The organism is Geomicrobium sp. JCM 19039, assembly GCF_000698145.1.
In the GTDB taxonomy this organism is placed as follows: Bacteria; Bacillota; Bacilli; order Bacillales; family Marinococcaceae; genus Geomicrobium_A.
Genome location: NZ_BAXB01000011.1, coordinates 109,124 through 131,584 on the forward strand (window position 1 = coordinate 109,124; position 22,461 = coordinate 131,584).

The 22,461-nt window shown below is 43.4% G+C and carries 24 protein-coding genes, 1 pseudogene and 1 riboswitch; of the genes and pseudogenes, 21 read left to right on the forward strand and 4 right to left on the reverse strand.

All coding sequences use genetic code 11. From position 1 onward, the window contains the following. Positions 1-31 precede the first annotated feature (31 nt). Both serA and JCM19039_RS12220 read right to left on the reverse strand, forming a co-directional pair. Positions 32-1,621: a phosphoglycerate dehydrogenase gene (serA, locus tag JCM19039_RS12215; RefSeq protein ID WP_042427492.1), complete on the reverse strand. Its 1,590-nt coding sequence runs from the start codon at positions 1,619-1,621 to the stop codon at positions 32-34. Between the two features lie 94 nt (positions 1,622-1,715). Then, entirely contained in the window at positions 1,716-1,964 is a 249-nt protein-coding gene (locus JCM19039_RS12220) for a ferredoxin (RefSeq protein ID WP_042427494.1), read from the reverse strand. Positions 1,965-2,119: 155 nt separating this feature from the next. Between JCM19039_RS12220 and JCM19039_RS12225 the strand changes: the two genes are divergently transcribed. Beyond that, the gene (locus JCM19039_RS12225; RefSeq protein WP_042427497.1) at positions 2,120-2,374 is read left to right on the forward strand and encodes a hypothetical protein; all 255 of its coding nucleotides are present in this window, start codon (positions 2,120-2,122) and stop codon (positions 2,372-2,374) included. Between the two features lie 50 nt (positions 2,375-2,424). Then, complete coding sequence (locus JCM19039_RS12230) at positions 2,425-2,856, forward strand: DUF2663 family protein (RefSeq protein ID WP_042427500.1); 432 nt, start codon at positions 2,425-2,427, stop codon at positions 2,854-2,856. A 26-nt stretch (positions 2,857-2,882) separates the two neighbouring features. Here the strand turns inward: JCM19039_RS12230 and JCM19039_RS24430 are convergent, their stop codons facing one another. Together JCM19039_RS24430 and JCM19039_RS24435 are read right to left on the reverse strand one after the other, a co-directional pair. Beyond that, positions 2,883-3,056, reverse strand: a complete 174-nt coding sequence (locus JCM19039_RS24430; RefSeq protein ID WP_193744226.1) for a hypothetical protein — start codon at positions 3,054-3,056, stop codon at positions 2,883-2,885. Positions 3,057-3,180: 124 nt separating this feature from the next. After that, positions 3,181-3,354 carry a hypothetical protein gene (locus JCM19039_RS24435; protein WP_193744227.1) on the reverse strand — a complete coding sequence of 58 codons (174 nt, stop codon included), beginning with the start codon at positions 3,352-3,354 and terminating at the stop codon, positions 3,181-3,183. Between the two features lie 107 nt (positions 3,355-3,461). Between JCM19039_RS24435 and JCM19039_RS12235 the strand changes: the two genes are divergently transcribed. The 19 genes and pseudogenes from JCM19039_RS12235 (at position 3,462) to ypeB (ending at position 22,426) form a co-directional block, all read left to right on the forward strand. Further along, the gene (locus JCM19039_RS12235) at positions 3,462-4,145 is read left to right on the forward strand and encodes an NAD-dependent deacylase (protein WP_042427503.1); all 684 of its coding nucleotides are present in this window, start codon (positions 3,462-3,464) and stop codon (positions 4,143-4,145) included. Between the two features lie 6 nt (positions 4,146-4,151). Next, positions 4,152-4,901 carry a metallophosphoesterase gene (locus tag JCM19039_RS12240; RefSeq protein ID WP_042427506.1) on the forward strand — a complete coding sequence of 250 codons (750 nt, stop codon included), beginning with the start codon at positions 4,152-4,154 and terminating at the stop codon, positions 4,899-4,901. A 109-nt stretch (positions 4,902-5,010) separates the two neighbouring features. Then, positions 5,011-5,106, forward strand: a complete 96-nt coding sequence (locus JCM19039_RS27335) for an adaptor protein MecA (RefSeq protein WP_307190238.1) — start codon at positions 5,011-5,013, stop codon at positions 5,104-5,106. Continuing rightward, the gene (locus tag JCM19039_RS12245; RefSeq protein WP_052398755.1) at positions 5,100-5,645 is read left to right on the forward strand and encodes an adaptor protein MecA; all 546 of its coding nucleotides are present in this window, start codon (positions 5,100-5,102) and stop codon (positions 5,643-5,645) included. The genes JCM19039_RS27335 and JCM19039_RS12245 overlap by 7 nt, the downstream gene beginning before the upstream one ends. A gap of 86 nt (positions 5,646-5,731) precedes the next feature. After that, the gene (locus JCM19039_RS22110) at positions 5,732-6,403 is read left to right on the forward strand and encodes a Glu/Leu/Phe/Val dehydrogenase dimerization domain-containing protein (RefSeq protein WP_052398756.1); all 672 of its coding nucleotides are present in this window, start codon (positions 5,732-5,734) and stop codon (positions 6,401-6,403) included. After that, positions 6,400-7,038 (forward strand): Glu/Leu/Phe/Val dehydrogenase, encoded by a 639-nt coding sequence (locus JCM19039_RS22115; protein ID WP_052398757.1) that lies wholly within the window; start codon positions 6,400-6,402, stop codon positions 7,036-7,038. The genes JCM19039_RS22110 and JCM19039_RS22115 overlap by 4 nt, the downstream gene beginning before the upstream one ends. A 12-nt stretch (positions 7,039-7,050) precedes the next feature. Continuing rightward, positions 7,051-8,043, forward strand: coding sequence for a YpdA family putative bacillithiol disulfide reductase (locus tag JCM19039_RS12255; protein ID WP_042427509.1), 993 nt, complete (start codon positions 7,051-7,053; stop codon positions 8,041-8,043). A gap of 11 nt (positions 8,044-8,054) precedes the next feature. Beyond that, a complete protein-coding gene (locus tag JCM19039_RS12260) occupies positions 8,055-9,029 on the forward strand; it encodes an asparaginase (RefSeq protein WP_042427512.1) in 975 nt (324 codons plus the stop codon). Positions 9,030-9,048: 19 nt separating this feature from the next. Then, positions 9,049-9,714 (forward strand): glutamic-type intramembrane protease PrsW, encoded by a 666-nt coding sequence (gene prsW, locus JCM19039_RS12265; RefSeq protein WP_042427516.1) that lies wholly within the window; start codon positions 9,049-9,051, stop codon positions 9,712-9,714. Positions 9,715-9,726: 12 nt separating this feature from the next. Further along, a complete protein-coding gene (locus JCM19039_RS24440; protein ID WP_193744228.1) occupies positions 9,727-9,891 on the forward strand; it encodes a hypothetical protein in 165 nt (54 codons plus the stop codon). Between the two features lie 62 nt (positions 9,892-9,953). Then, positions 9,954-10,056: riboswitch (SAM riboswitch) on the forward strand. A gap of 82 nt (positions 10,057-10,138) precedes the next feature. After that, entirely contained in the window at positions 10,139-11,260 is a 1,122-nt protein-coding gene (locus JCM19039_RS12270; RefSeq protein WP_042427519.1) for a methionine biosynthesis PLP-dependent protein, read from the forward strand. Between the two features lie 10 nt (positions 11,261-11,270). Then, positions 11,271-13,113 (forward strand): annotated as a pseudogene (locus JCM19039_RS12275) (bifunctional homocysteine S-methyltransferase/methylenetetrahydrofolate reductase). A gap of 962 nt (positions 13,114-14,075) precedes the next feature. Beyond that, on the forward strand, positions 14,076-14,513 hold the full coding sequence (locus tag JCM19039_RS22120; RefSeq protein ID WP_052398758.1) for a pullulanase-associated domain-containing protein: 438 nt from the start codon (positions 14,076-14,078) through the stop codon (positions 14,511-14,513). Next, the gene (locus JCM19039_RS12280) at positions 14,486-16,267 is read left to right on the forward strand and encodes an alpha-amylase family glycosyl hydrolase (protein WP_052398759.1); all 1,782 of its coding nucleotides are present in this window, start codon (positions 14,486-14,488) and stop codon (positions 16,265-16,267) included. Before JCM19039_RS22120 ends, JCM19039_RS12280 begins: the two co-directional genes overlap by 28 nt. Then, a complete protein-coding gene (locus JCM19039_RS25565; RefSeq protein ID WP_238545027.1) occupies positions 16,264-17,907 on the forward strand; it encodes a pullulanase-associated domain-containing protein in 1,644 nt (547 codons plus the stop codon). Before JCM19039_RS12280 ends, JCM19039_RS25565 begins: the two co-directional genes overlap by 4 nt. Then, a complete protein-coding gene (locus tag JCM19039_RS25570) occupies positions 17,832-19,871 on the forward strand; it encodes a pullulanase (RefSeq protein ID WP_238545028.1) in 2,040 nt (679 codons plus the stop codon). The genes JCM19039_RS25565 and JCM19039_RS25570 overlap by 76 nt, the downstream gene beginning before the upstream one ends. A 185-nt stretch (positions 19,872-20,056) precedes the next feature. Then, positions 20,057-21,058: a spore cortex-lytic enzyme gene (gene sleB, locus JCM19039_RS12290; RefSeq protein ID WP_042427522.1), complete on the forward strand. Its 1,002-nt coding sequence runs from the start codon at positions 20,057-20,059 to the stop codon at positions 21,056-21,058. An 11-nt stretch (positions 21,059-21,069) separates the two neighbouring features. After that, positions 21,070-21,363 (forward strand): PepSY1/2 domain-containing protein, encoded by a 294-nt coding sequence (locus JCM19039_RS22125; protein ID WP_052363475.1) that lies wholly within the window; start codon positions 21,070-21,072, stop codon positions 21,361-21,363. Continuing rightward, complete coding sequence (gene ypeB / locus JCM19039_RS12295; protein ID WP_052398760.1) at positions 21,347-22,426, forward strand: germination protein YpeB; 1,080 nt, start codon at positions 21,347-21,349, stop codon at positions 22,424-22,426. The genes JCM19039_RS22125 and ypeB overlap by 17 nt, the downstream gene beginning before the upstream one ends. The last annotated feature ends 35 nt before the right edge of the window (positions 22,427-22,461 follow it).

Consider the following 22,461-nt stretch of genomic DNA (forward strand, 5'->3'; position numbering starts at 1 on the left):
AGGAGTCTTTTTTGTATCGTTAAAAAGAAAATTATAACTCAATAAGGTCTGCCGCCAGGATGGCATCAATTGATAATAAATCACGAAGGGCGGCATCAGGGACTTCTTTATCGACAGACAGCATCATAATTGCGTCTCCGCCTTCCTCTTTTCTTCCTACTTGCATTGTTGCAATATTCAACCCGTGTTCTCCAATCAATTGTCCCATTTCCCCAATAACACCTGGTTGGTCGTTATGACGAATATAGAGAAGGTGACCTGAAGGAAATAAGTCAACGTTAAATTCATTGATGCGTACGATTCGTGGTCCGTATGCATCGACATGTGTTCCTCGAACAAGAAACTCTCCAGCTGTGCCTGAAATGTTAGCTTCTACGATATTTGCATATCCGTGCGCATCTGAGCTATGGATTTCGCTATATGAAATTCCTCGTTCTTTTGCAATCACCCCTGCGTTCACTTCATTGACCCCTGCGTCTACTCTTGGCGACAAGAACCCAGCCATAAAGCTTCTCGTGAGTACCGAAGTTTCTTCATTAGCAATCGTTCCACTAAATGTTACATCAATATGCTTCACTGCTGTTTTCACACATTGTGAAGCGAAGTGCCCCATCAGTTTCGTAAGGTTGTAATACGGTTTAATTTTGTCATACAAGTCTTCAGAAATTGCCGGTAAGTTCAAAGAATGAATGGCTGGCGCCCCTTGCAAGACGTGTACAATTTCCTCAGAAACCTGTGAGGCGACACTTTCTTGGGCTTCAACTGTAGAGGCCGCAATATGAGGTGTTGCCACAACCTCTTTCAAGGAAATTAATTCATAATGGTCGGTCGGCTCGTTTTCAAAAACATCGAGTGCAGCACCTTTAATATGACCCGATTCAATCGCTTTACGCAATGCTTCTTCATCAATGATGCCGCCCCGTGCACAGTTAAGAAGCAACACACCTTTCTTCGTTCTCGCGAGGTTCTTCTCACCAAGTAACCCTTTTGTTTCTTTAGTAAGGGGGGTATGTACAGTGATGACATCGGCATCTTGTAAGAGATCATCAAACGTGACGAGGGACACCCCGGCCTTTTTTGCTCGTTCTGGCGTTAAGAAAGGATCAAATACGATGACGTTCATTTGGAACGCGGACGCTCGTTTTGAAAGTTCTGAACCAATACGGCCGAAGCCAATAATGCCGAGTGTTTTACCTCTAAGTTCCATTCCTTGAAAAGCTTTTCGATTCCATTCACGATCTTTCACAGACACATAGGCTTGCGGTATATTCCTTGCCAAGGAAATCATCATCGCAAATGTATGCTCAGCGGTAGAAATGGTGTTCCCATCAGGAGCATTAATGACGATTACGCCATGTTTTGTGGCAGCGTCAAGGTCAATATTATCAATCCCGACACCTGCTCTGGCTACAATTTTTAAATTCGGCAATCTTTGGAGTAGTGCTTCATCAACTTGAGTGGCACTACGTACAATCAAAGCAGTGAACTTTTCGAGTGATTCAACTTGATCTGGGGAACTTTCCACGACCTCTATGAAAGGCTCATCGTGTAGTGGTTTTAAACCTTCCTTGCTCATGTGATCTGCTACAAGTACGTAAATGGTCTGACTCAATCGGTCCATCTCCTTTTTCTCTATGTGTTTAATTCACTGACGCACGAAAGTAAAATGGGAATGAAAATACCTCGTCTTCGAGGTAGTGTTTCGATGGGTTTTGTCATTCATATCGGAGAGGGTCTCCGAAAAAAGGCTCATTCGCATATTTAATTGAATCTGACGGGCAGCCTTCATAAGCGTCCATGAAACAATCTTCATCTGATTCAGAGATCGGGGTTGTTCCTTGATTATCGTCAGGTGTGAAACTGGCGAGGCCTTCTTCATCGTAATCATAAAGGTTGGGAGCAGATAGACTGCAAGCGCCGCAAGCGATACATGTATCCTTGTCAACGATCGAGTATATGTTCATTTCACTATCCCTCCACAATTGGTCTCCTTTCTATTTTATGATGATTATCGTTTTTTTTCAACGTGTTCACACAAACGATGAAACAGGATATTTGTCAAATTACCGGGAATACGTTACTGTACAAGTAACTTATGGCAACGAAAGGGGTGGGTTACTTGGCGGAAAAGTACCGAAGTCGAAAGTACAATGAACAAAGTGAGCAAGAAGTTTCGGCAACGCTCACCCCCAGAAGAATGGATACGTATCGCAAGCAGTCCAGAAGATCAAATTATGATGACCAAGACGTGGATGAGAACGAACAACTCGAAACGACAAGAAGGGTACAAAAAAAGAGTCCAAGACTCATACAAATTCTTACGATTGTTTTTGTTCTACTTGTGTTTGTCACGCTCGTTTTTGCCATTCAGTAGCATTCATACATTGTCCTAGCCAGCATATAGTATAGGAAGAGGTGGTTAGGGTGGTCGTGGATGTGAACAAGCAGATGTCACCATTTGCTAAACGTTTACTTACAGAATTAATTTCGAGAAAACATGAAGAAAAGAAGCAAGAAAAGCGCGTCATCTTCTGTGGATGGGTATCTACTGCTGCTTGGGCTATCTTGGTAGGCACCTTTTTTCTCGCTGCAAATCAAGGAGAGTACACGGTAATTGAATACATGATGAATTCTCCGTATGTGCTCCCGCTCTTCGTCATAGCAGGAGGGTTGACTTTCTACTTAACCATTGTGAAGAGACGGTACGATGAAGCGGAGAAAGATTATAAATCATTGCGTAATGAAATCATCGAACGGTACGATGAATTATGGCCAACCACCGTCGAGCCGAATCATCGCTATGAAACGTTAGAGTGGCTAGAGCGTGTGCATGGGGTGAACCTTTTTCATCAATAATCATTCTGTTGGCGCAATTCCGATAATTAGATAATCTCGGCGCATGAACCACGTTTTTGAAACGTTAATGAAGTGCGGAGTGATCGCCTGAATCCTCCAAGGGCAAGTGTCTTTTGCCTTGTCCGGCAGTAGACTTTTACTGGCATTCCGACTCGTTGATTAAATTGTAAGTCTTCATTAAAAATAAGCATCTGTCTCATCGTGTCGCCTCCTTACCGTGCAATACATTCATTATAACTGAATATTCAATAATTCAAAAGCGGACATATGCCTGGTTTTCCAAAGCAACGAGGGTGGCACGGTTGCCACCCTCGTTGCTTTATGTCATTTAGCAGAAAAATCTTGGGCGAGTATAAGACCGGCAAAGCATAAGAGTACGCCGGCACCCATCATAATGAATGGAACCGTCATCTTTTTTTTCATGTATACTAATAAGAGCAATAAAAAAAACCCAATCCCAAAAAGAGCTGTTCCGACAATAAAAATCAAATATTCCATCTCACACCTCAAACTGACTCTGTCATAGTTTAATTATAAGAGAAATGACCTATCTCATCCAGTGTTAGGTGATGGCAATTTCATGAACGGCTGAAGGAGAAGATTTGATGATACCAACAGATGTAAAGCGAGTCGCAATTCTAACCGGTGCAGGAATGTCTACAGAGTCGGGGATCCCAGATTTTCGATCTGAGACAGGGTTATGGCAGTCATTTCGCCCCGAAGAAGTGGCGAGTGTTCAAGCACTATCGAACCATCCAGATGTGTTTCAATCTTTTTATCGAGAACGGATGAAAAAATTAGAGACGATCGAACCGCATGATGGACATCGATTGATTAACCAGTTAGAAGAACAAGGGAAATTACATATGCTTGCTACGCAAAACGTCGACGGTCTTCATCAACAAGCGGGTAATGAAAACGTTCTAGAGTTGCACGGAAACATCCAAACGATACGTTGCCATGATTGTGAAACTTCGCATGACAAGGGAGCATTCATGCAAGGTGACCATTGTCGGGTGTGCGGGGGAATGTTGCGACCGAATGTCGTTTTGTTTGGGGAAATGCTCCCCCAAGGCGTATGGGGGGAAGCTATCCAAAAAATTGAAGAAGCAGATTGTTTGATCGTGATTGGAACGAGTATGCAAGTAAGTCCGGTAAATCAACTGCCAGGATATGCCCGTAGTTACACAATTTATATAAACCACGAGTCAAGTGATTTCCCTTTTGACAAGTGGATGGAGATGAGTGCTAGTGAAGGAATGCGACAACTTATGGATCGCTGGGCGTAGCATAAGATGTTCGGCGTAGGGGCGCTACTGCTGGTGATGGGGATCGGTTTACTCGTATATATGGGTGTTGAAGCGAAGCGCTGCCGTGTTCGCACACATCACCTCATTGTTGCGGGTCAGTCTCAACCGGTAACGTTGTTGTTCATCAGTGATGTGCACCGACGGGTCATTAAAGAGCATTGGGTAAACAAGGTAATCGAGTCACAAGTTGATGTCGTAATTATTGGTGGCGACTTGTTAGAGAGAGGGACTCCATTGTCGAGAACAGATGAAAACTTGCGTGTACTTTCACAAATTGCTGACGACGTATTTTTTGTGTATGGCAATCATGACATGAATGTTCCGAAACCGTCACTCGTACGTCTTTTTCAAAAGCATGGTGTGCGCACATTGGAGAATGAACATGCGTGGATGAACGAAGGCAGTTTGCATGTTTTTGGGACGAAAGATCATACCTCTTCACAAGCCGTTGTGCAGCCAATTTCAAAACGTGCATCGATTAATGTCCTTATCAGTCATAATCCTAACGTACCAAGAATGTATAGGGACAGCCAAGACTATGACTTGATTTTGAGTGGGCATACACACGGAGGGCAAATTCGTATTTTCGGTTTTGGCATTCGCGAGGCAGGTAAATGGCAACCGTTTGGGGCTGGACAGTTGTTAATTAGTAACGGCTTTGGTACACGCAGACTGCCTCTTCGCCTCGGTGCTCCCGCTGAAGTACACTTGATTCGGATCGCTCCTCCTGAGTAAAAAGGGCCTTTCAATGTCCTCCTGTTAAAGAACACGGATAAGGCATCGTGAATAGCTTATAGAAATGAACTGCTTTCACGATTTGCTACAGGGAAAAGGAGGGCCGGCGATGCGTCTTGAAAGAATTGCCGCCAATAAAATAAAGGTATTTTTAACGTTTGATGATCTTAAAGAACGCGGCCTGACAAAAGATGATCTTTGGTAGATCGACCGAAAGTTCATCAATTGTTCCGAGAGTTAATTCTTGAAGCAGATGTGACCTTTGGGTTTAAAGTAGATGGAGCATTATCGGTAGAAGTATTTTCTTTGCCTGCTCAAGGGATGGTCATTCACATATCAAAAAATGAAGAAGATATTTCAGAAGAAGACGATATGATTGAAATGGATATTACCGTTGACGAACGTCGTGACTTATTTTATAAATTTCAAGACTTTGAAGCGGTACTTCAGCTCGTGAAACAGCTGCATCGTTTAGGTGTAAAAAGCGGGAAGCTACTCACAATGCAAGATCGTTATTATTTATACTTTCCATCAACAGCGACAAGATTTTTAGGATATGATCGCTTTATTGCCATCATATCTGAATACGGAGATGTATGTGCTTACTCTCATGTAGCTGTTGAGGAACACGGCAGACAGCTTATAGAAACAGGAGCAGTTGACCGGTTAAATATGGTGTTTTTTAATAATAAACCAAACAAACAAGTGGAAAAAAGATCGATCTTTAATATAGTAAGATTATAGTGTTTTTATTGATGTGTATTGGTGTGCTCGTCCGGAGTTACAGGAGTAGCCTTGACTCCGGCTTAACTATATGGAGGTGGCCCACAATGGGGAATAAACAAAAACAAGAACAGGCAGTTCTGGATCCAGACTCGAGTCAAAAAAAGGCTGTGAACTCTAGATTAGAAGCCTTTCAACAGATTGTCTCGAATGCTCTTTCTTCTTTTGGCTATTCCAGTGACCTTACAAAGATCTTGACCTCGCCTTTTCGTACTTATAAAGTATCCATTCCTGTAAAGATGGACGATGGAAGCACGGAAGTCTTTACCGGGTATCGTGTGCAACATAATGATGCTGCAGGATCAGCTATTGGAAGTGTAATTTTACATCCTACGTTTCATGAAACCGATGTACAAGCATTAGCGATTCGCACGTCACTTCAAGCTGGCATGCTCGATCTCCCATACAGCGGGGCGAGTGGTGCACTCATTTGCAACCCTTCGGAACTGTCCTATCAAGAACTTGAACAGCTCAGCCGTGGTTATGTGCGGGCTGTGTTGCCGCTACTTTCTGCAACGAAAGATGTTATTACACCTGAAATCCCAACAACGGCGAACATTCAGCTTATGTCGTGGATGTATGATGAACTGCTTAATATTAAACCAGACAATGCCACCCAACCTGTTGCTGGACGTGCAGAAGCTTTAGGAGGCATTAAGGGACGGGACACGCGATTGCCAAAGGCGCATACTATAGTCTTGAAGCCGCTCTTGAGGTGAAAGACGTTGATTTGTCCGGCTCTAAAGTTATCGTTCACGGGTTTGGCGATACGGGGGCATATTTAGCGAAGAGAATTGAAGCAGCTGGGGGTATTGTTGTCGGCGTTTCGGACGGTCATGGTGCCTTATATGACGCTGATGGTTTGGACATTGATTACCTACTAGACCGAAGAGATAGTTTCGGTATGGTGACGAATTTGTTCAGAAAGTCGATATCAAAAGAACGGTTATTGTCGTCGGAGTGCGACATTTTAATTGATGCGTCGATTCATAAAGACACGATGACGGAAAAAGCCGTCTCCAGTATACAAGCAAAAGTGATTGTTGAAACAGCAAAACAAACGCTAAACAACGAGGCAACAGAGATTTTAAGGAAAAATGGCAAACTCATTGTGCCTGAAATTCTATCTGGTCTTGGGAATCTTGCTCTTTCCGCTTTGGAACAACAGCAAGATTATAAAAAAGAGACGTTTACAGAAGATGAAGTGAACGAACGTCTCAATGCATCCATGAAACATGCCTTCATGAATACGTATCATTTATCAAATACCGAGCAAATCAACATGCGCGAAGCAGCATATATGATCGGAATACGAAAACACGCAGATGCTTTTGTACATCGAGGATGGTCATAAGGAAGTGACAGTTTGAAACGAGAAAAAGTGATTATTGTCGGCGCAGGTCCATGCGGGCTTGCTGCCGCCATTCGTTTACAAGAAAAAGGTGTAGAAGTGCGAGTGATTGAGAAAGATAATATCGTCTCTTCCATTTTTCGCTATCCAACACACCAAACGTTCTTTAGCACGGCTAGAAAGTTAGAAATTGGTGACGTTCCTTTTTATTCGACAAACCAAAAGCCGAAACGCAATGAGGCACTCGTCTACTATCGTGAAGTTGTGGAGCGTAAGCGTGTGTCCATCAATCGTTATGAATCCGTACAGTCTGTTGAACCTTTTGATGATGGAACTTTTCATGTGAAAACGAGAAAACAAAAAGGTGAGTATTGCGAGTATCATGCCGATTATGTCATTATTGCGACCGGATATTACGATCATCCAAATGCATTAGGGGTGGCGGGAGAAGAGCTCTCTCATGTGTATCATTATTTTAAAGAAGCACACCCGTATCAAGGTCAGCAAGTGGTTGTCATAGGTGGCAAGAATTCGGCAGTCGATGCAGCGATGGAGTTGGAAAAGGCAGGCGCTCGAGTGACGGTTATCTATCGTGGCGCAGATTATTCACCGAAAGTAAAACCGTGGATTCTTCCGCAATTCACATCACTCGTGAACAATGGCCACATACAAATGATTTTTGAAGCGAATATTACCGAAATTACACAAGACGTCGTTCGTTATGTCACAACAGATGATGAGGAGCATGACCTTCCTGCAGACTTTGTGTTTGCCATGATTGGCTACCACCCTGACCATGCGTTTTTAGAAGAGATGGGTGTAAGAATGGATTCGACAACTGGACGACCGTTTTATAAACCTGATTCGATGGAGACAAACGTCAAAAACTTATTCATAGCTGGCGTCATAGCCGCTGGCAACAACGCAAATGAAATTTTTATTGAAACAGGCAGACATCACGGAGATGCGATTGCTGAAGTCATCGCACATCGAGAAATCAACCAATGAGAGGTGAGTTGATGCAATCCATTGCACTCGTAACAACGGGGGGGACAATTGCCAGTAAAGAAACGAAAGAAGGCAAGTTAGTTGCTGGGGAGCTAGACGGTGAAGAGTTAGTCGCTTCATTGGACGCTCCTTTTGACGTTTCTTTAGAAATTTGCTCCGCTGTGTCCAAGCCGTCCATTCACTTAACTTTTACAGATTTGTGGAACGTAAGAGAAGTGGTGATGGACTATTGCAAAGATCCAAGTATTACAGGTGTGGTCGTTACGTCAGGAACAGATACGTTAGAGGAAGTGGCTTACTTCTTAGAGTTAACATTACCGGTGTCTAAACCTGTCGTCGTCACTGGCTCACAACGTGGGCCTGAACAAGTCGGTAGCGACGCCTCTGTGAATTTACGAAATGCGGTCATTACCGCATCTGATTCCCGAGTAAAAGAGTTAGGTGTAGTGGTGATCTTTAATGAGAGAATGTTCTCTGCTAAATATGTTAGAAAGGAACATGCAAGTAATGTTCAAGGTTTTAATGCTTTTGGTTACGGGTATTTTGGAATTGTTGATAATGATCAAGCACACATTTTTCAAAAGCCACTCGTGCGCGATGTGATTATTTCTGAGCCGCGGTTTACCGCGAAAAAGGAGTATCACGTTGAAATTTTGAAAGTTCATCTAGGTGCTTCTGCCGAAGTGTTGCAGTTCATGCTTGACTCATCGAGTATCGATGGGATCGTGATTGAAGGGCTTGGAAGAGGTCAAGTGCCAAAAGCTTACATGCCGCTCATACGTGACGCCAAAAAACCGATCGTGATTACGACGAGTGCAGAAGAAGGAGAAGTATACCCTTCGTACGATTATGAAGGCAGTACGTATGACTTGTTGAATCAAGGTGTGATTCTTGGCAAAGACTATAGTAGCAAGAAAGCAAAAGTAAAGTTATATGTGCTCTTATCAGCAGAACTAATGAACCTTCAGTCGGCATTCGACCAATAAATACGTAAAGGAAGTAGACATGAATGTTGTGGCGCTCATTTCTGTTGGATCTGCTCCTGCCTTGGCATTGCTCACGTATTTTTACTTAAGAAATGAATATGGAAGCGCTGGGTGGAGAGATGTTATTCGGGCATTTATTATCGGAATGCTCATCGTATTTCCGATAATGGTCATACAATTTGCGCTGACAGAAGAAGGTTTGTTAACATCTAGATTGGCAGAGACATTTCTAAAATCAGCGTTGCTGGAAGAATTCTTTAAATGGTTTTTCTTAATTTTTACGGTCTATAAGTTTGGGCAATTCACTGTGAAATTTGATGGAATTGTTTATGCTGTCGCACTTTCATTAGGATTCGCGACGCTGGAGAATATCTTTTATCTTATAGGTCAAGGCCCTGACGCGGTTATAGGAAGAGCGCTATTCCCAGTGAGTGGACATGCACTTTTCGGTGTGATTATGGGTTATTACTTAGGTTCTGCCCGTTATCAAGTAGGCGGTCAAAGGAAGAAGTGGCTCGTGTATAGCTTGATTCTTCCCGTCGTCTTTCACGGTATCTTTAATCTAGTACTCACTTATTCCAACAATTGGATGCCGTTTGTTCTCATTCCGTTTATGATTTTTTTATGGTGGTTAGGCTTAAATAAGGTAAAAAAAGCAAATGAAAACAGTAAACAGTCAGTTTAAGGAGGGAGCTTCATGACGACAGATGCGAGGTATCGAATTGTCATCCGCTGTCCGAAGTGTGGAGAAAAGTATATTCTGCGCGGAAGGCAGAAGAATGACGGTGAATATGAGACAGGATTTAAACGATGTGTATGCGGAAATGAAGAAGAGCTCGTCATTGAAGCATCACCAGAATAGAAATATACTTGCAACCTGCTTCTGAATAAGGTATCGTAACACTACAACTAAATGAACAAGGAATCTTATCGTGAGAGACTGAGGGATAGGCCTAAGAAGTCTCAGCAACCAGCTCAAGGAGTCAGGTGCTAATTCCTACTGGCATGATATGCCGAGAGATAAGAAGAAACAGCGAAATGATCGTGTCTTCTTCATACTCTGAAGAGGGCATTTTTTATCTTTGGTTCACGTAGAAAGGGTGATTTGAATGGCAAAGGGATATTCACAAGAAACGAAGCTCGTTCAGACAGGAAACCGAAGAGATGAAACGACCGGAGCGGTTAATGCCCCGATTTATATGAGCACTGCGTACCGTCATTCTGGTGTTGGGGAGTCGACAGGGTATGATTACGCTCGAACGAAAAACCCAACACGAGACGTTCTTGAAGAAGCGATTGCTGATTTGGAAATGGGATCGAGAGGTTTTGCTTGTAGTTCCGGAATGGCGGCGATCCAAACGGTTCTTTCATTGTTTAAACAAGGGGATGAAATTATTGCGTCCCTCGATCTATATGGAGGGACATATCGTTTGTTCCAACAGTTTTGGCCAAAGTGGGGCGTGAACATTCAATACATTGACCCGAGAAACCTAGAATTACTTGAAGAAGCAATTACAGACATCACGCGGGCACTATTCATTGAGACACCGACAAACCCGCAAATGCAGGAAGCGGATATTCAGCAAATTCAAGCGATTGCTAAAAGAAATAACGTTCTATTGATTGTTGACAATACGTTTTATACCCCGCTATTGCAACGGCCTCTAGAAGAGGGAGCAGACATTGTCATTCATAGCGCAACCAAATATTTGGGAGGTCATAATGATCTCGTAGCAGGATTGATTGCCGTGAAAGATCCAGTGATTGGAGAGAAATTATTCGACATCCAAAATGGGATCGGTATGACGCTTGGGGCTTTTGACTGTTGGCTACTCGTACGAGGAATGAAAACATTGTCACTACGTATGAAGAAACATGAAGAGAACGCTAAAGAAGTGGCTGTGTATCTAGACGAACATCCATTCGTGAAAGAAGTCCTTTATCCCGGCAAAGGTGGGATGTTATCGTTTCGTGTTACAAACCCAGAGCTCGTTGACCCACTTTTACGAAATCTATCACTCATTACATTTGCTGAAAGCCTCGGTGGGGTGGAAAGTTTAATGACTTACCCATCATCTCAAACTCATGCCGATGTTCCAGAGCACGTCCGATTAGAAATTGGCATCGATGAAACACTCATGAGAATGTCTTGTGGAATTGAAAGTGCAACCGACTTAACCGATGATCTTCGCTATGCTTTTGATGAAGCGGCGAAACTCGTGAATGTATAGGAGGCTCATGATGAAATTTATTGAAGCTTTACAAAAGACAATCATTATCGGTGATGGTGCAATGGGAACCCTTCTTTACAGCCAAGATATTACAGGGTCAATTGAACAGGCGAACCTTTATGCAGCGGAACAAGTATACGAAGCCACTTGGAATATGTAAAAGCAGGCGCCAATCTTATTCAGGCGAATACATATGCCGCAAATCGCTTAAAGTTAAAGAATTACGGGCTAGAGTCACAAGTCACTCGAATTAACGAAGCGGGTGTGCAACTTGCGAAACGAGCGGCTGCGCATTCTGACGGAACATATGTAGCCGGTACGATTGGCGGTATTCGGGATGGTCGGTCAAGTGAGTGGACCGATGAAGAAATTGATAACGCAATTTTAGAACAGACAAAGGCACTATTAGCAAGTTCACCCGACGTCATGCTACTTGAAACGTACTATGATTTGCACGAGCTCATTCGTGCCATCAGGCTCATTAAAGAGCAAGATGCATCCATCCCAATTGTTGCCAACGTGTCCTTAGGAGATGTTGGTGTGTTGCACGGAGGCATTTTGCTTCAAGACGCTTTGCAAAGGTTAAAAAGTGAAGGTGCAGATGTCGTCGGTTTGAATTGCAGAATGGGCCCTGCTCAAACGATTGCATCCATCAAAGAGAGTGATATTCCGACGGATTTATTGTTGTCTGCCTATCCAAATGCAAGTTTACCAGGCATTCGAGATGGAAGGCTTGTCTATCAATCCAACCCAAATTATTTCAAAAGTCAGGCAGTGTCCTTTAGAAATTTAGGCGTTAATCTCATCGGAGGTTGTTGCGGAACGACACCCGAGCATATTCGTGCACTAAAAGATCAGCTTAAAGGTAAAGCACCGATCAAACGATCACAAACGTCAAACAACCATTTTGTTAATTTAAAACGACCGGAATCTAAAGATCATCCTGTATCGAATCAAAAGGTACCGAGCGTCATTGTTGAACTTGATCCACCAAAGTCTTTATCGAAATTGGACGTATTTGTGGACGGCGCAAAAGCTTTAACCGAAGCAGGTGCGGATACAATTACACTCGCAGATAATTCGTTAGCGACATCGAGAGTGGACAATGTCGCTAGTGCTACACTTATTAAACAAAGAACGAGTGCGAACCACTTGTTCACATTGCTTGCAGGGACCGAAATCTCATCGGCATGCAATCTCACCTTCTTGGCTTACATGCACTCGGCATTACCGACGTGCTAGCGATTACTGGAGATCCAACGAAGGTAGGGGATTTCCCTGGAGCTTCATCGGTGTATGACCTCACGTCATTTGATCTGATCTCTATGCTAAAAGAAATGAACGAAGGGTTTTCCCATTCAGGTCGATCACTCGGTGTGAAAACAAATTTCCGAGTGGGAACCGCATTTAATCCAAATGTCTCTTCGATGGAAAAGGCTGTTAAACGATTAGATAAGAAGATCAAGCTAGGTGCTGACTTTGTCATGACCCAACCGGTCTATGACGTAGATACGCTATATGCATTGAAAAAAGCAACTACACATATTAACGTGCCAATTTATGTTGGCATTATGCCGCTCATTAATAGTCGAAATGCAGAATTTCTTCATAATGAGGTGCCTGGAATTACCCTAACGAAACAAGTGCGAGAACGCATGCAATCTTGTGGTCAAGACGTGCAACGAGGCGAAGAAGAAGGGTTACAAATTGCGAAAGAGTTGCAACAACACAGCCTATCGCTATTTGAACGTGTATATCTCGTTACCCCATTTTTGCGTTATCATATTACCGCTTCCCTCGTTCAAGACGCAAACGCACAATTATCTAAGCAAAAATTAAACACGCTCCATTAAGTTGTTCGTTCGTTGTAGACGAACTCCAAAGGATGAAGAGCCGTCCCACGTTTTTTGGGGCGGTTTGTTATGTAAACAGCAAAATACGTTATATAGAATGAACTTACCATTTTCCTGATTGCAAAGTTTGTTGCTGCTTTCCACTGCAGGCGGACGGTCGTACTCCTGAGCACAAGTGCAACACCGGTGGTCAAAGATCGCCCACCGTGTTTTCTATGTAGTCCAGACTATAAGTGCAACACCGGTGGTCAAAGATCGCCCACCGTGTTTTTATGTAGTCCAGACTATAAGTGCAAAATCGGTGGCCAAAGTACGCATATCGTGTTTTCTTGACACTCCCGATCATAAGAGCAACACGGTTCGCGTTTTTGCCCACTGGTCACGGTGTGGAAAGAAGCCCAAATGTCCCATATATTCATTTGTGTGACACTTGGGAAAGAAAAATCATCATTTTAAATGTGGATGCGCACATAAACGAAGTCAACGGTCACAAATCGCGATATATGTGACTGTTGAGGATTGAAAATACTCTGTTAGAGGGCTGGATTGTCACATACGTGCCAGATCATCACACACTTGCGCCAGGTGGTGACCATCGGTCACGCCCTTTTACCATTCAGCAAACGTCTTCTGTGTTTCCCACAACCCTTGGGATAATGAACGACGATCGACATCGAAGTGAGATGAACTTCAACAGACGATCGGTAGGCGTTTGCCTGTAAAGATCGATCTCGGTCATCGGATTTAGTGAAATTTTTTCGTTCAACTTATATAGCACACTAGGTTTGAGTAGGGCAGTCGTTAATAGGTCTTTTATACTGCGTGATTTATAGGGATATTGTTTGTTTTATAAGAATGTGAGATTTACATGAGAAAATAAGGTATGATTTATATGAAAGCGCTTACGATATTTTTTCGTTTTTATGCAACCGGTTTCATTATTTGAAGAGGAGGAAGGGTTAATGAGCCATTTTACAAGAAGAAATACGTTTGCAATCTTTATGATTTTTCTGTTGCTTGTGTCGACGGTGCAATCGTTGTTCACCGCTTATCCGGCAAGTGTTGGAGCAGAAGAACCGGCAAACGACCATCACGTCGTCCAGTTAATGTACGACCGTACCGATAACAACTATGATGATTGGGATGTATGGGTATGGGGGACAGGGGTACAAGATGATCAGATTGAATTTTCACATAGTGAAGATGGCATTGCGATTGCTCATATTGAGGTTGCCCCTTCGGTGAGAGAAATTGGTTTTATCATTAAAAAAGGGGACTGGGAGAACCGGGAACCAAATGGTCAAGAGGTTGACCGGTCAATACGAATTAATCACAATGAACCGATGACAAAAGCGTATGTTACCGAAGGGTCATGGATGTACATACGATTAAAGAGATGACAGGACCACAGTTAAGAGATGGAAATGCACAGTTTTCCTATCGGGATTCTCAGTTGTTTGCACAAAGTAAAATGGAAGACATTGACCGAGTGGAACTGGCGATTTTAGGTGAGCAGTATGAAATGACGTATAACGATCAAGAAGAGCGCTATGAGTTTTTGTATGAAAACCTTCCTGAAGGAGAACATCCGTATTCTTACATCGTGACGATTGGAGATGATACGTACGAAACAGCGGATCCATTTTCCGAAGAGTCTGTCATTCGTTATGTAAATGAAGAAATAATATTTGATCCGTCTGTCGAGCCAGAACAGATGAATTTCAACGAAAATGCTGTTCTATCTATTGATATAGAAGGAGCGGGTGTAAATCAACTATTTGCGGATACGACGTCTCTAGGCGGTCCTTCAGAATTAGAAGTCGATCTTGAACTCATGGAGGTCACGTTGTCGGTAACGAGAGCGACGAGTGCTGGGGTTAAAGAAATCCCGGTGACAGCCATTGATGAGTATGGAAATTCATCCACAATGACGGCTGAAGTTGAAGTGACAAAACGTGAATATGAAGATGAAAATGATTTTGATTGGGATGAAGCTGTCATTTATTTCTTATTAACCGATCGCTTCTTTGATGGCAATGAAACAAACAATGACCCTTATGATTTAGGTTATGAAAATTATGAACAACACCCTCGCGGAACGTATCAAGGTGGTGATTTTAAAGGGATTACGAAAAACCTTGATTATCTTGAAGATCTTGGTGTGAATACGATTTGGATCAGTCCCATTGTTGAAAATGTCGCTCATGATGTGCGATTTACCGATGAAGATGAACCGGCAGGACACCCTTATTTTGGGTATCATGGGTATTGGGCAAGCGATTTCACCAAATTAAATCCTCATTTTGGAACGATGGAAGAATACCATGAGATGATCGATGAAGTGGCAGCACGGGACATGAAAATTATGGTCGATGTTGTTTTAAATCATACGGGTTACGGGCTGAAAGAAATCGACGGAGAGATTCAGGATGAAGAACGCCCGCCTGGATTTCCAACGGATGCAGACCGTGAGCGTTTCGCTGATTTAATTAGGCAAGGCGGAAATGTCGGAGAAGATGAAGTGACAGGCGAACTTGCTGGGTTGCCAGACTTCATTACCGAGGACCCTGCTGTAAGAGAACAAGTGATTGAATGGCAATCTGATTGGATTGAGAAGTCGACGACGGATGCGGGCAACTCGATTGATTATTTTCGCGTTGACACGGTAAAGCATGTCGAGGATACGTCGTGGCAAGCATTTAGAAATGAATTAACAAAACGAGCCCCGCAATTTCAGTTAATTGGGGAGTCGTGGGGAGCGGGGCAGAATAATGACCACGGCTATTTACGGTCAGGCATGATGGATTCATTATTAGATTTTGAGTTCAAGTATACTGCTCTTGATTTCGTAAATGGGCATCTTCAACAAGCCAATCAGCAGTTGGTTGAGCGAAATGAACAGATGGACAACACGGCTTTGCTCGGGCAATTTCTCGGCAGTCACGACGAAGAAGGATTTTTAGAGCGAGTTGATGGCAATGTTGGGAAGTTGCTCGTGGCCTCTTCGCTACAAATGACGGCAATCGGTCAACCGGTGATCTATTACGGAGAAGAGCTCGGTTTGAGCGGTATGGATAATTATCCTTACTATGATAACCGATACGATATGCTTGGGATAAAATTGAGGATAACCATTATGCAGGAAATGCAGTGAGGGAGCATTATCAATCCATTCTCGCATTTCGAGACGAACATCGAGAAGTGTTTGCATCTGGGGAGCGTAAAACAGTTGCAGGATCAAACAGAGAAGAGCACATCGTCTTTGAGCGATCTATTGATGAAGATGCTGTTTACGTTGGGTTAAATGTCAGTGAGGAAGAAAGATCGCTTACGTTACAAGTGGATTCTGCAGATGCAGTCGTTGTTGATGCGTACCAAGGTGAAACTTACGAAGCAAGTGAGGAAGGAACCATAACGCTTTCGATCCCGAGTATGAGTGATGGCGGCACAGTTTTACTCACTGTGGAAGGAGGACAACTCGTAACGGATGATTCGAGTGACATTCCAGAAGATACCCTTCGGGTTCATTATCAACCAGGGGAGTATGCCGTAGACGATCTAGGTTTATGGGTGTGGGAAGATGTTGCAGAGCCTTCAGAACAACAAGGTGCCTGGCCTAATGCAGCACAATCTTTTACAGAAGGAACTCATGAAGATTTTTCGATTTACACGGATGTTAAACTTTTGCCAGAAGCTGAGACGGTCGGTATGCTCGTCAATACGACGACGGGAGAGAACATTACTGGCGATGTGTTCGTGGAGCTCATTTCTGACGACTTGAATGAAGTTTGGTTGACTGAAGACGGGCGAGTGTATTTATACGAGCCTCATAGCGAAGATGACATTTTGCGTGTCCATTATAAGAGTGATGCACTTGACGACTGGGGCTTATGGACGTGGGGCGATGTGCGTTACCCAACCGAAAACTGGCCAGAAGGAGCGCATCGTTTCGCAGAGGAGAATAGGTACGGCCATTATGTCGATGTTGAAATCGAGGACGGGGCCGAGGTCGTTGAATTTTCACTCGTCAACCGAGAGACGGGAGAGCAATCTGGGAACATGAACTTCGCCAACTTGAGTGAGCATCGTCAAATATTCTTACAAGCTGGGGATGCGAACGTGTATACAAACCCTTATTATGTATTCGGTGAAGGGATGGAGTACGGCTGGTTAGTAGACGAATCAGCAATTGACGTTGTATTTTCATCGACGGAAGTTTTTGCAGAGGAAGATTTGTTAGAACATATCGAGCTTGTAAATCGTATGGGGCAGTCCGAGCCCATCGGAGGAGTAACGAAAAAAGATGATGGTCAAACGGTTGAATTAACAGGAGATTTTTCAGCAGAAAACGCTCCTTATACGGTTCACGTATTTGAGGAGGAGATGTTGATCTATCCGACGTGGCAACTCAAAGATGAAAAACTTTCCTACGATGGGGATTTAGGGGTTGATCTTCATGAAGATGGGACAGCGGCGCTTAGCGTATGGTCTCCATCTGCAGATGAGGTTCGGGTCGTTCTCTACGATAAAGACGACCATCATACTGTAGTGCGTAGTGACATTTCAATGAGTCGTCAAGACCGTGGCGTGTTTGAAGTTGACCTTACAGAAGAAAACACCGGTGTTTCAGATTTACGAGGGTATTATTACCACTTTGAAATCGAGAGAGCGGGCGAAACAGTGCTCGCACTAGATCCATATGCGAAGTCAATGGCTGCTTGGATCATACGGATCCACAAGTACCGATTGGAAAAGCAGCAATTGTTGATCCATCAACCATTGGACCAGAGTTAGAATTTGCGGATATTCCAGGGTATGAGAATCGAGAGGACGCGATTATTTATGAAATTCATGTACGTGATTTCACTTCAGATCCTTCGATTTCTGATGAGTTGCAAGCGAGGTTTGGAACGTTTGCTTCTTTTGTTGAAAAGCTTGATTATATTGAAGACCTTGGTGTGACTCACATTCAATTACTACCCGTCATGAGCTACTTTTTTGCTGATGAACTCGGTGCTTCTGAGCGGATGCCCGAGTATCAAGCGAACAATACAAACTATAACTGGGGCTATGACCCTCATAGTTATTTTTCGTTGACGGGGATGTATTCGGAAGACCCTACTGACCCTGAAAAGAGGATTGAAGAATTTAAAAATTTAATTTACGAGATTCATAAGCGTGATATGGGTGTCGTGTTGGATGTTGTTTATAATCATACAGCTCGCGTGGAAATATTCGAAGATTTGGAACCCCACTATTATCATTTCATGGATGCTAATGGCACCCCGCGCACGAGTTTTGGTGGTGGTAGATTAGGAACAACACATGAAATGGCTCATCGAATTCTCGTCGACTCCATTACGTATTGGGTTGAAGAATTCAACATTGATGGGTTTCGATTTGACATGATGGGTGACCATGATGCAGAAACGATTCAAATGGCATATGACGAAGCAAAAGCACTGAACCCGAACATCTTAATGATTGGAGAAGGTTGGAGAACCTTTGTCGGGGATGAAAACGATCCAGATGTTATGCCAGCTGATCAAGATTGGATGCAACATACAACAGCTGTTGGCTCATTCTCAGATGATTTTCGTGATGAATTGAAATCTGGATTTGGCAGTGAAGGGGAGCCGAGATTCCTTACAGGAGGCAAGCGAAACATTCAAAGAATTTTTGATAACGTAACGGCACAGCCTCACAACTATACCGCTACAAATCCGGGCGACGTCGTTCCGTACATCGAAGCACACGATAATTTAACGTTGCATGATGTGATTGCGCTGTCGATTCAAAAAGATCCAGACGAGCATCAACAAGAAATTCAAGAGCGAATTCGACTTGGAAATACGATGGTGTTAACCGCTCAAGGCACGTCATTCCTTCATGCGGGTCAAGAGTATGGCAGAACGAAACAATTCCGAGAGGAGACCGATGAAGCTCCATACAAATCGACGTATATGACAGATGAACAAGGTGAGCCTTTCCACTATCCATATTTCATTCACGATTCGTATGACTCTAGTGATGCGATTAACAAATTCGAGTGGGAAAAAGTGATGGACGAAGAGCAATACCCAGACCATGTGAAAACGAGCGAGTATACGAAAGGGCTCATTGATCTCCGTCGGTCGACGAACGCGTTTTCTCATCATTCCATGGAAGCCATCCAAGAAAACGTATCACTTATTGATATTCCAGAGATTGGAGAAGAAGATCTCGTCATCGGTTATGAAGCGCGTTCTACCGATAATACAGGAGACTATTACGTGTTCATCAATGCAGACGAAACAACGCGAACACTTACATTAAATGATGTTCGCATTGCGGATGCTCGTGTCATTGTTGACCGTGAAGAGGCTGGAGTGAATGTCATTGATTCACCAACGGGCATGGCGTACGCTGACAATACGTTAACGATCGAACCGCTTACCGCGATCGTGCTGCGTGTAGGTGATGAACATCCTGAACAATCAGCAAAAGAACTGCTTAATGAGCTTCATGACAAAACGCGAGAACAGATCCAATCAGGAAATGTCCGTGGGTCACTGTCTTCATTACTATCATTGTACACACGACTTGCGCTGCTTTATGAAGCGATTGAGAGAGACGAGCTAGCAACACATTATATGAACAAGTATGTCCATTATATTACATGGAGCTCTCATGCCAGACAGATTGACCAAGAAACGAAAGAGGAGCTGTTACATCTATCAGAGCAGACGATTAAAGCTTTGCAAAATGAATCCAAATAGCGTCTTTTTCAAAGAGCAAGGGTGGGTCGACCATCCTTGTTTTTTTATTTGGTTATGGAGCAGGCGACACAGCCTCTAATTTTGAACCGATGGATCGTCAATGTTTTAGAAATGCATGAATAATTTTCTTCTACATTTTAGAAACTATGTACATCACAGACAATGAAGTGAGTGTAAAAGGAGGAATGGAAATGTTCAAATGGAGCAAGGCGGTTAGCGTCGCTGTACTTACGATCACGATGATCAGTGCGATGCCTCAAACGAGCGAAGCGTTTTCTGATCAGATTATCCAAAAAGGAGCGACTGGAGACGACGTCATCGAACTTCAAGCAAGGCTTCAATACATTGGCTATTATAATGACACCATTGATGGTGTTTTCGGTTGGGGCACGTATTGGAGTGTCAAAGAGTACCAAGAAGCATTCGGAATGGAAGTGGATGGACTTGTCGGTGATGATCTTAAAGCAAGGTTAGATAAGACGACGAACTATGATGAAAGTTTCGTGAAAGAAGCGTTGGAGAATGGTCGGAATTTCACCCATTATGGTTCGACACCTTTGGACATTCAAAAAGGGCCAAAAGGAAGTAAAGGCGGTCAAACTCAAAGTGAGGGCAGTCGTCAACAAGAAGGTGGAGGCACCTCTCAATCTCCTGAACGTTCAGGAGATAATCAAGATGGAGGTAACCAAGAGAGCCCGCCGCCAAATACTGGTAACAATCAAGGTGGCGAAGGTGCTGGTAATGGTGAGCAACTAGAGACAGGTGAAGAACAACCCGAAGAACAAGGTAATGAAGCGAACATTCATAAAGCAACAAATGTCCCAGATGGATTCTCAGAAAATGATATTCAAATTATGGCAAATGCCGTATACGGAGAAGCACGTGGTGAACCTTATCAAGGGCAAGTGGCAGTTGCCGCTGTTATCATTAACCGAATGAATGATTCTGACTTTCCGAATACAGCAAGTGGGGTCATATTTGAACCGCGGGCATTTACTGCCGTAGCCGACGGTCAAATCTATCTCACGCCAAATGAACAAGCAAGGAAAGCGGTGCTAGATGCGATAAATGGTCAAGACCCATCAGATGGTGCGACGTATTATTACAACCCACAAACCGCAACATCGCAATGGATTTTCGGTCGACCGACGATTAAACAAATTGGCAAGCATGTGTTTGCTGATTAAGGAGGAATACAATGTTTCGAGCCATTACGATTGCCGTGTTAGCGGTTGCTCTGCTCGGTACAGGAATTTTTGCCTATCAAGAGCATCAAGAAAAAGAAGCGCTAGCCATTAGTCATGAGAACAACTATCAACGTGCTTTTCATCAGCTAAGTTATCATATGGATCAGTTAGAAGACGAATTAGGAGCCTCTCTTGCGACCAATGGATCTTCCCACTTCACAGGCTCACTCGCAGAAGTTTGGCGAATCTCGTCACTCGCTCATAATGAGATGGGTGAACTGCCACTTGATGATTCCTGTAAATGAAACAGGAGAGTATTTAGCGAATGTCGCAGAGTTCACGTACGAAACTGCGATTCGTGATCGAAATGATGAACCGCTAACTGACGAGGAATATGAAAAGTTGGAGCATTTTTATGAACAGGCAGGGGAAATGAAGCATGACTTGAGAACCGTTCAAGCCCAAGCGCTATCTAATGATATCCGCTGGAGTGACGTTGAGGATGATCTCATTAATGAGCGTGAACCTGCAGAAGGAACGATGGTACACAGTCTAAAAACGATTGATAATAAAGCAAAAGGCTTTTCTGAAAACAATTGGAATGACGACAGTCAGTTTGAAAAAGATGTAAACAAACGACTTGTGAAAACGTTAAAAGGCAAACAAGAAGTAAGTGAAGAAGATGCGAAAGACCGCGCTCGCGCTTTTCTTGGCTTGCCAGAGAATACCGATGCTAACGTTGAACCACTAGGCGAAGGGGTACCTTATGAAGGGTACCAAATTACGATCGAAGACCCAGATGGTGAAAGAAATTACATGATAGATATGACAAAAAAAGGCGGCTTACCCCTTTGGATGATGCAATCGCGAACGATTACTGAACCGAAAATCAGTCTGAATGAAGCCTCCGAAATTGCGAAAGAGTTTCTTGAAGATAACGGAATTGAGAACGTGCAACTTGTCGATGGTAAGCAGTATGATACGATGGGCGTCTTTGAATTTGTGCCTTTGGCTGACGATGTTCGACTCTACCCAGATGGGTTGTTACTTGAAGTTGCACTGGACGACGGAGATGTGATCGGTTTTAAAGGAAGTAACTATTTTGCAAACCACCGTGAACGCCATGACCTCTCTCCAGACCTTACGCTAGAAGAGGCATTGGATGAAATTCACCCGAATGTCCAATCACGTGAAGAACATTTGGCGGTCATTGAAAATCAAAGTGGAGAAGAAGTACTCGTCTATGAAATTTACGGAACGATGAACAACGATACGTACCGAGTGTACATTAATGCAAACAACGGCTTTGAAGAAGATGTGAAACGAATGCAAGCTGCTGAACCCGTCTACGATGTGGATGTAATGTAAACAGAAAAGGTCGGCAAAAGTCTGTAACAGGCTTT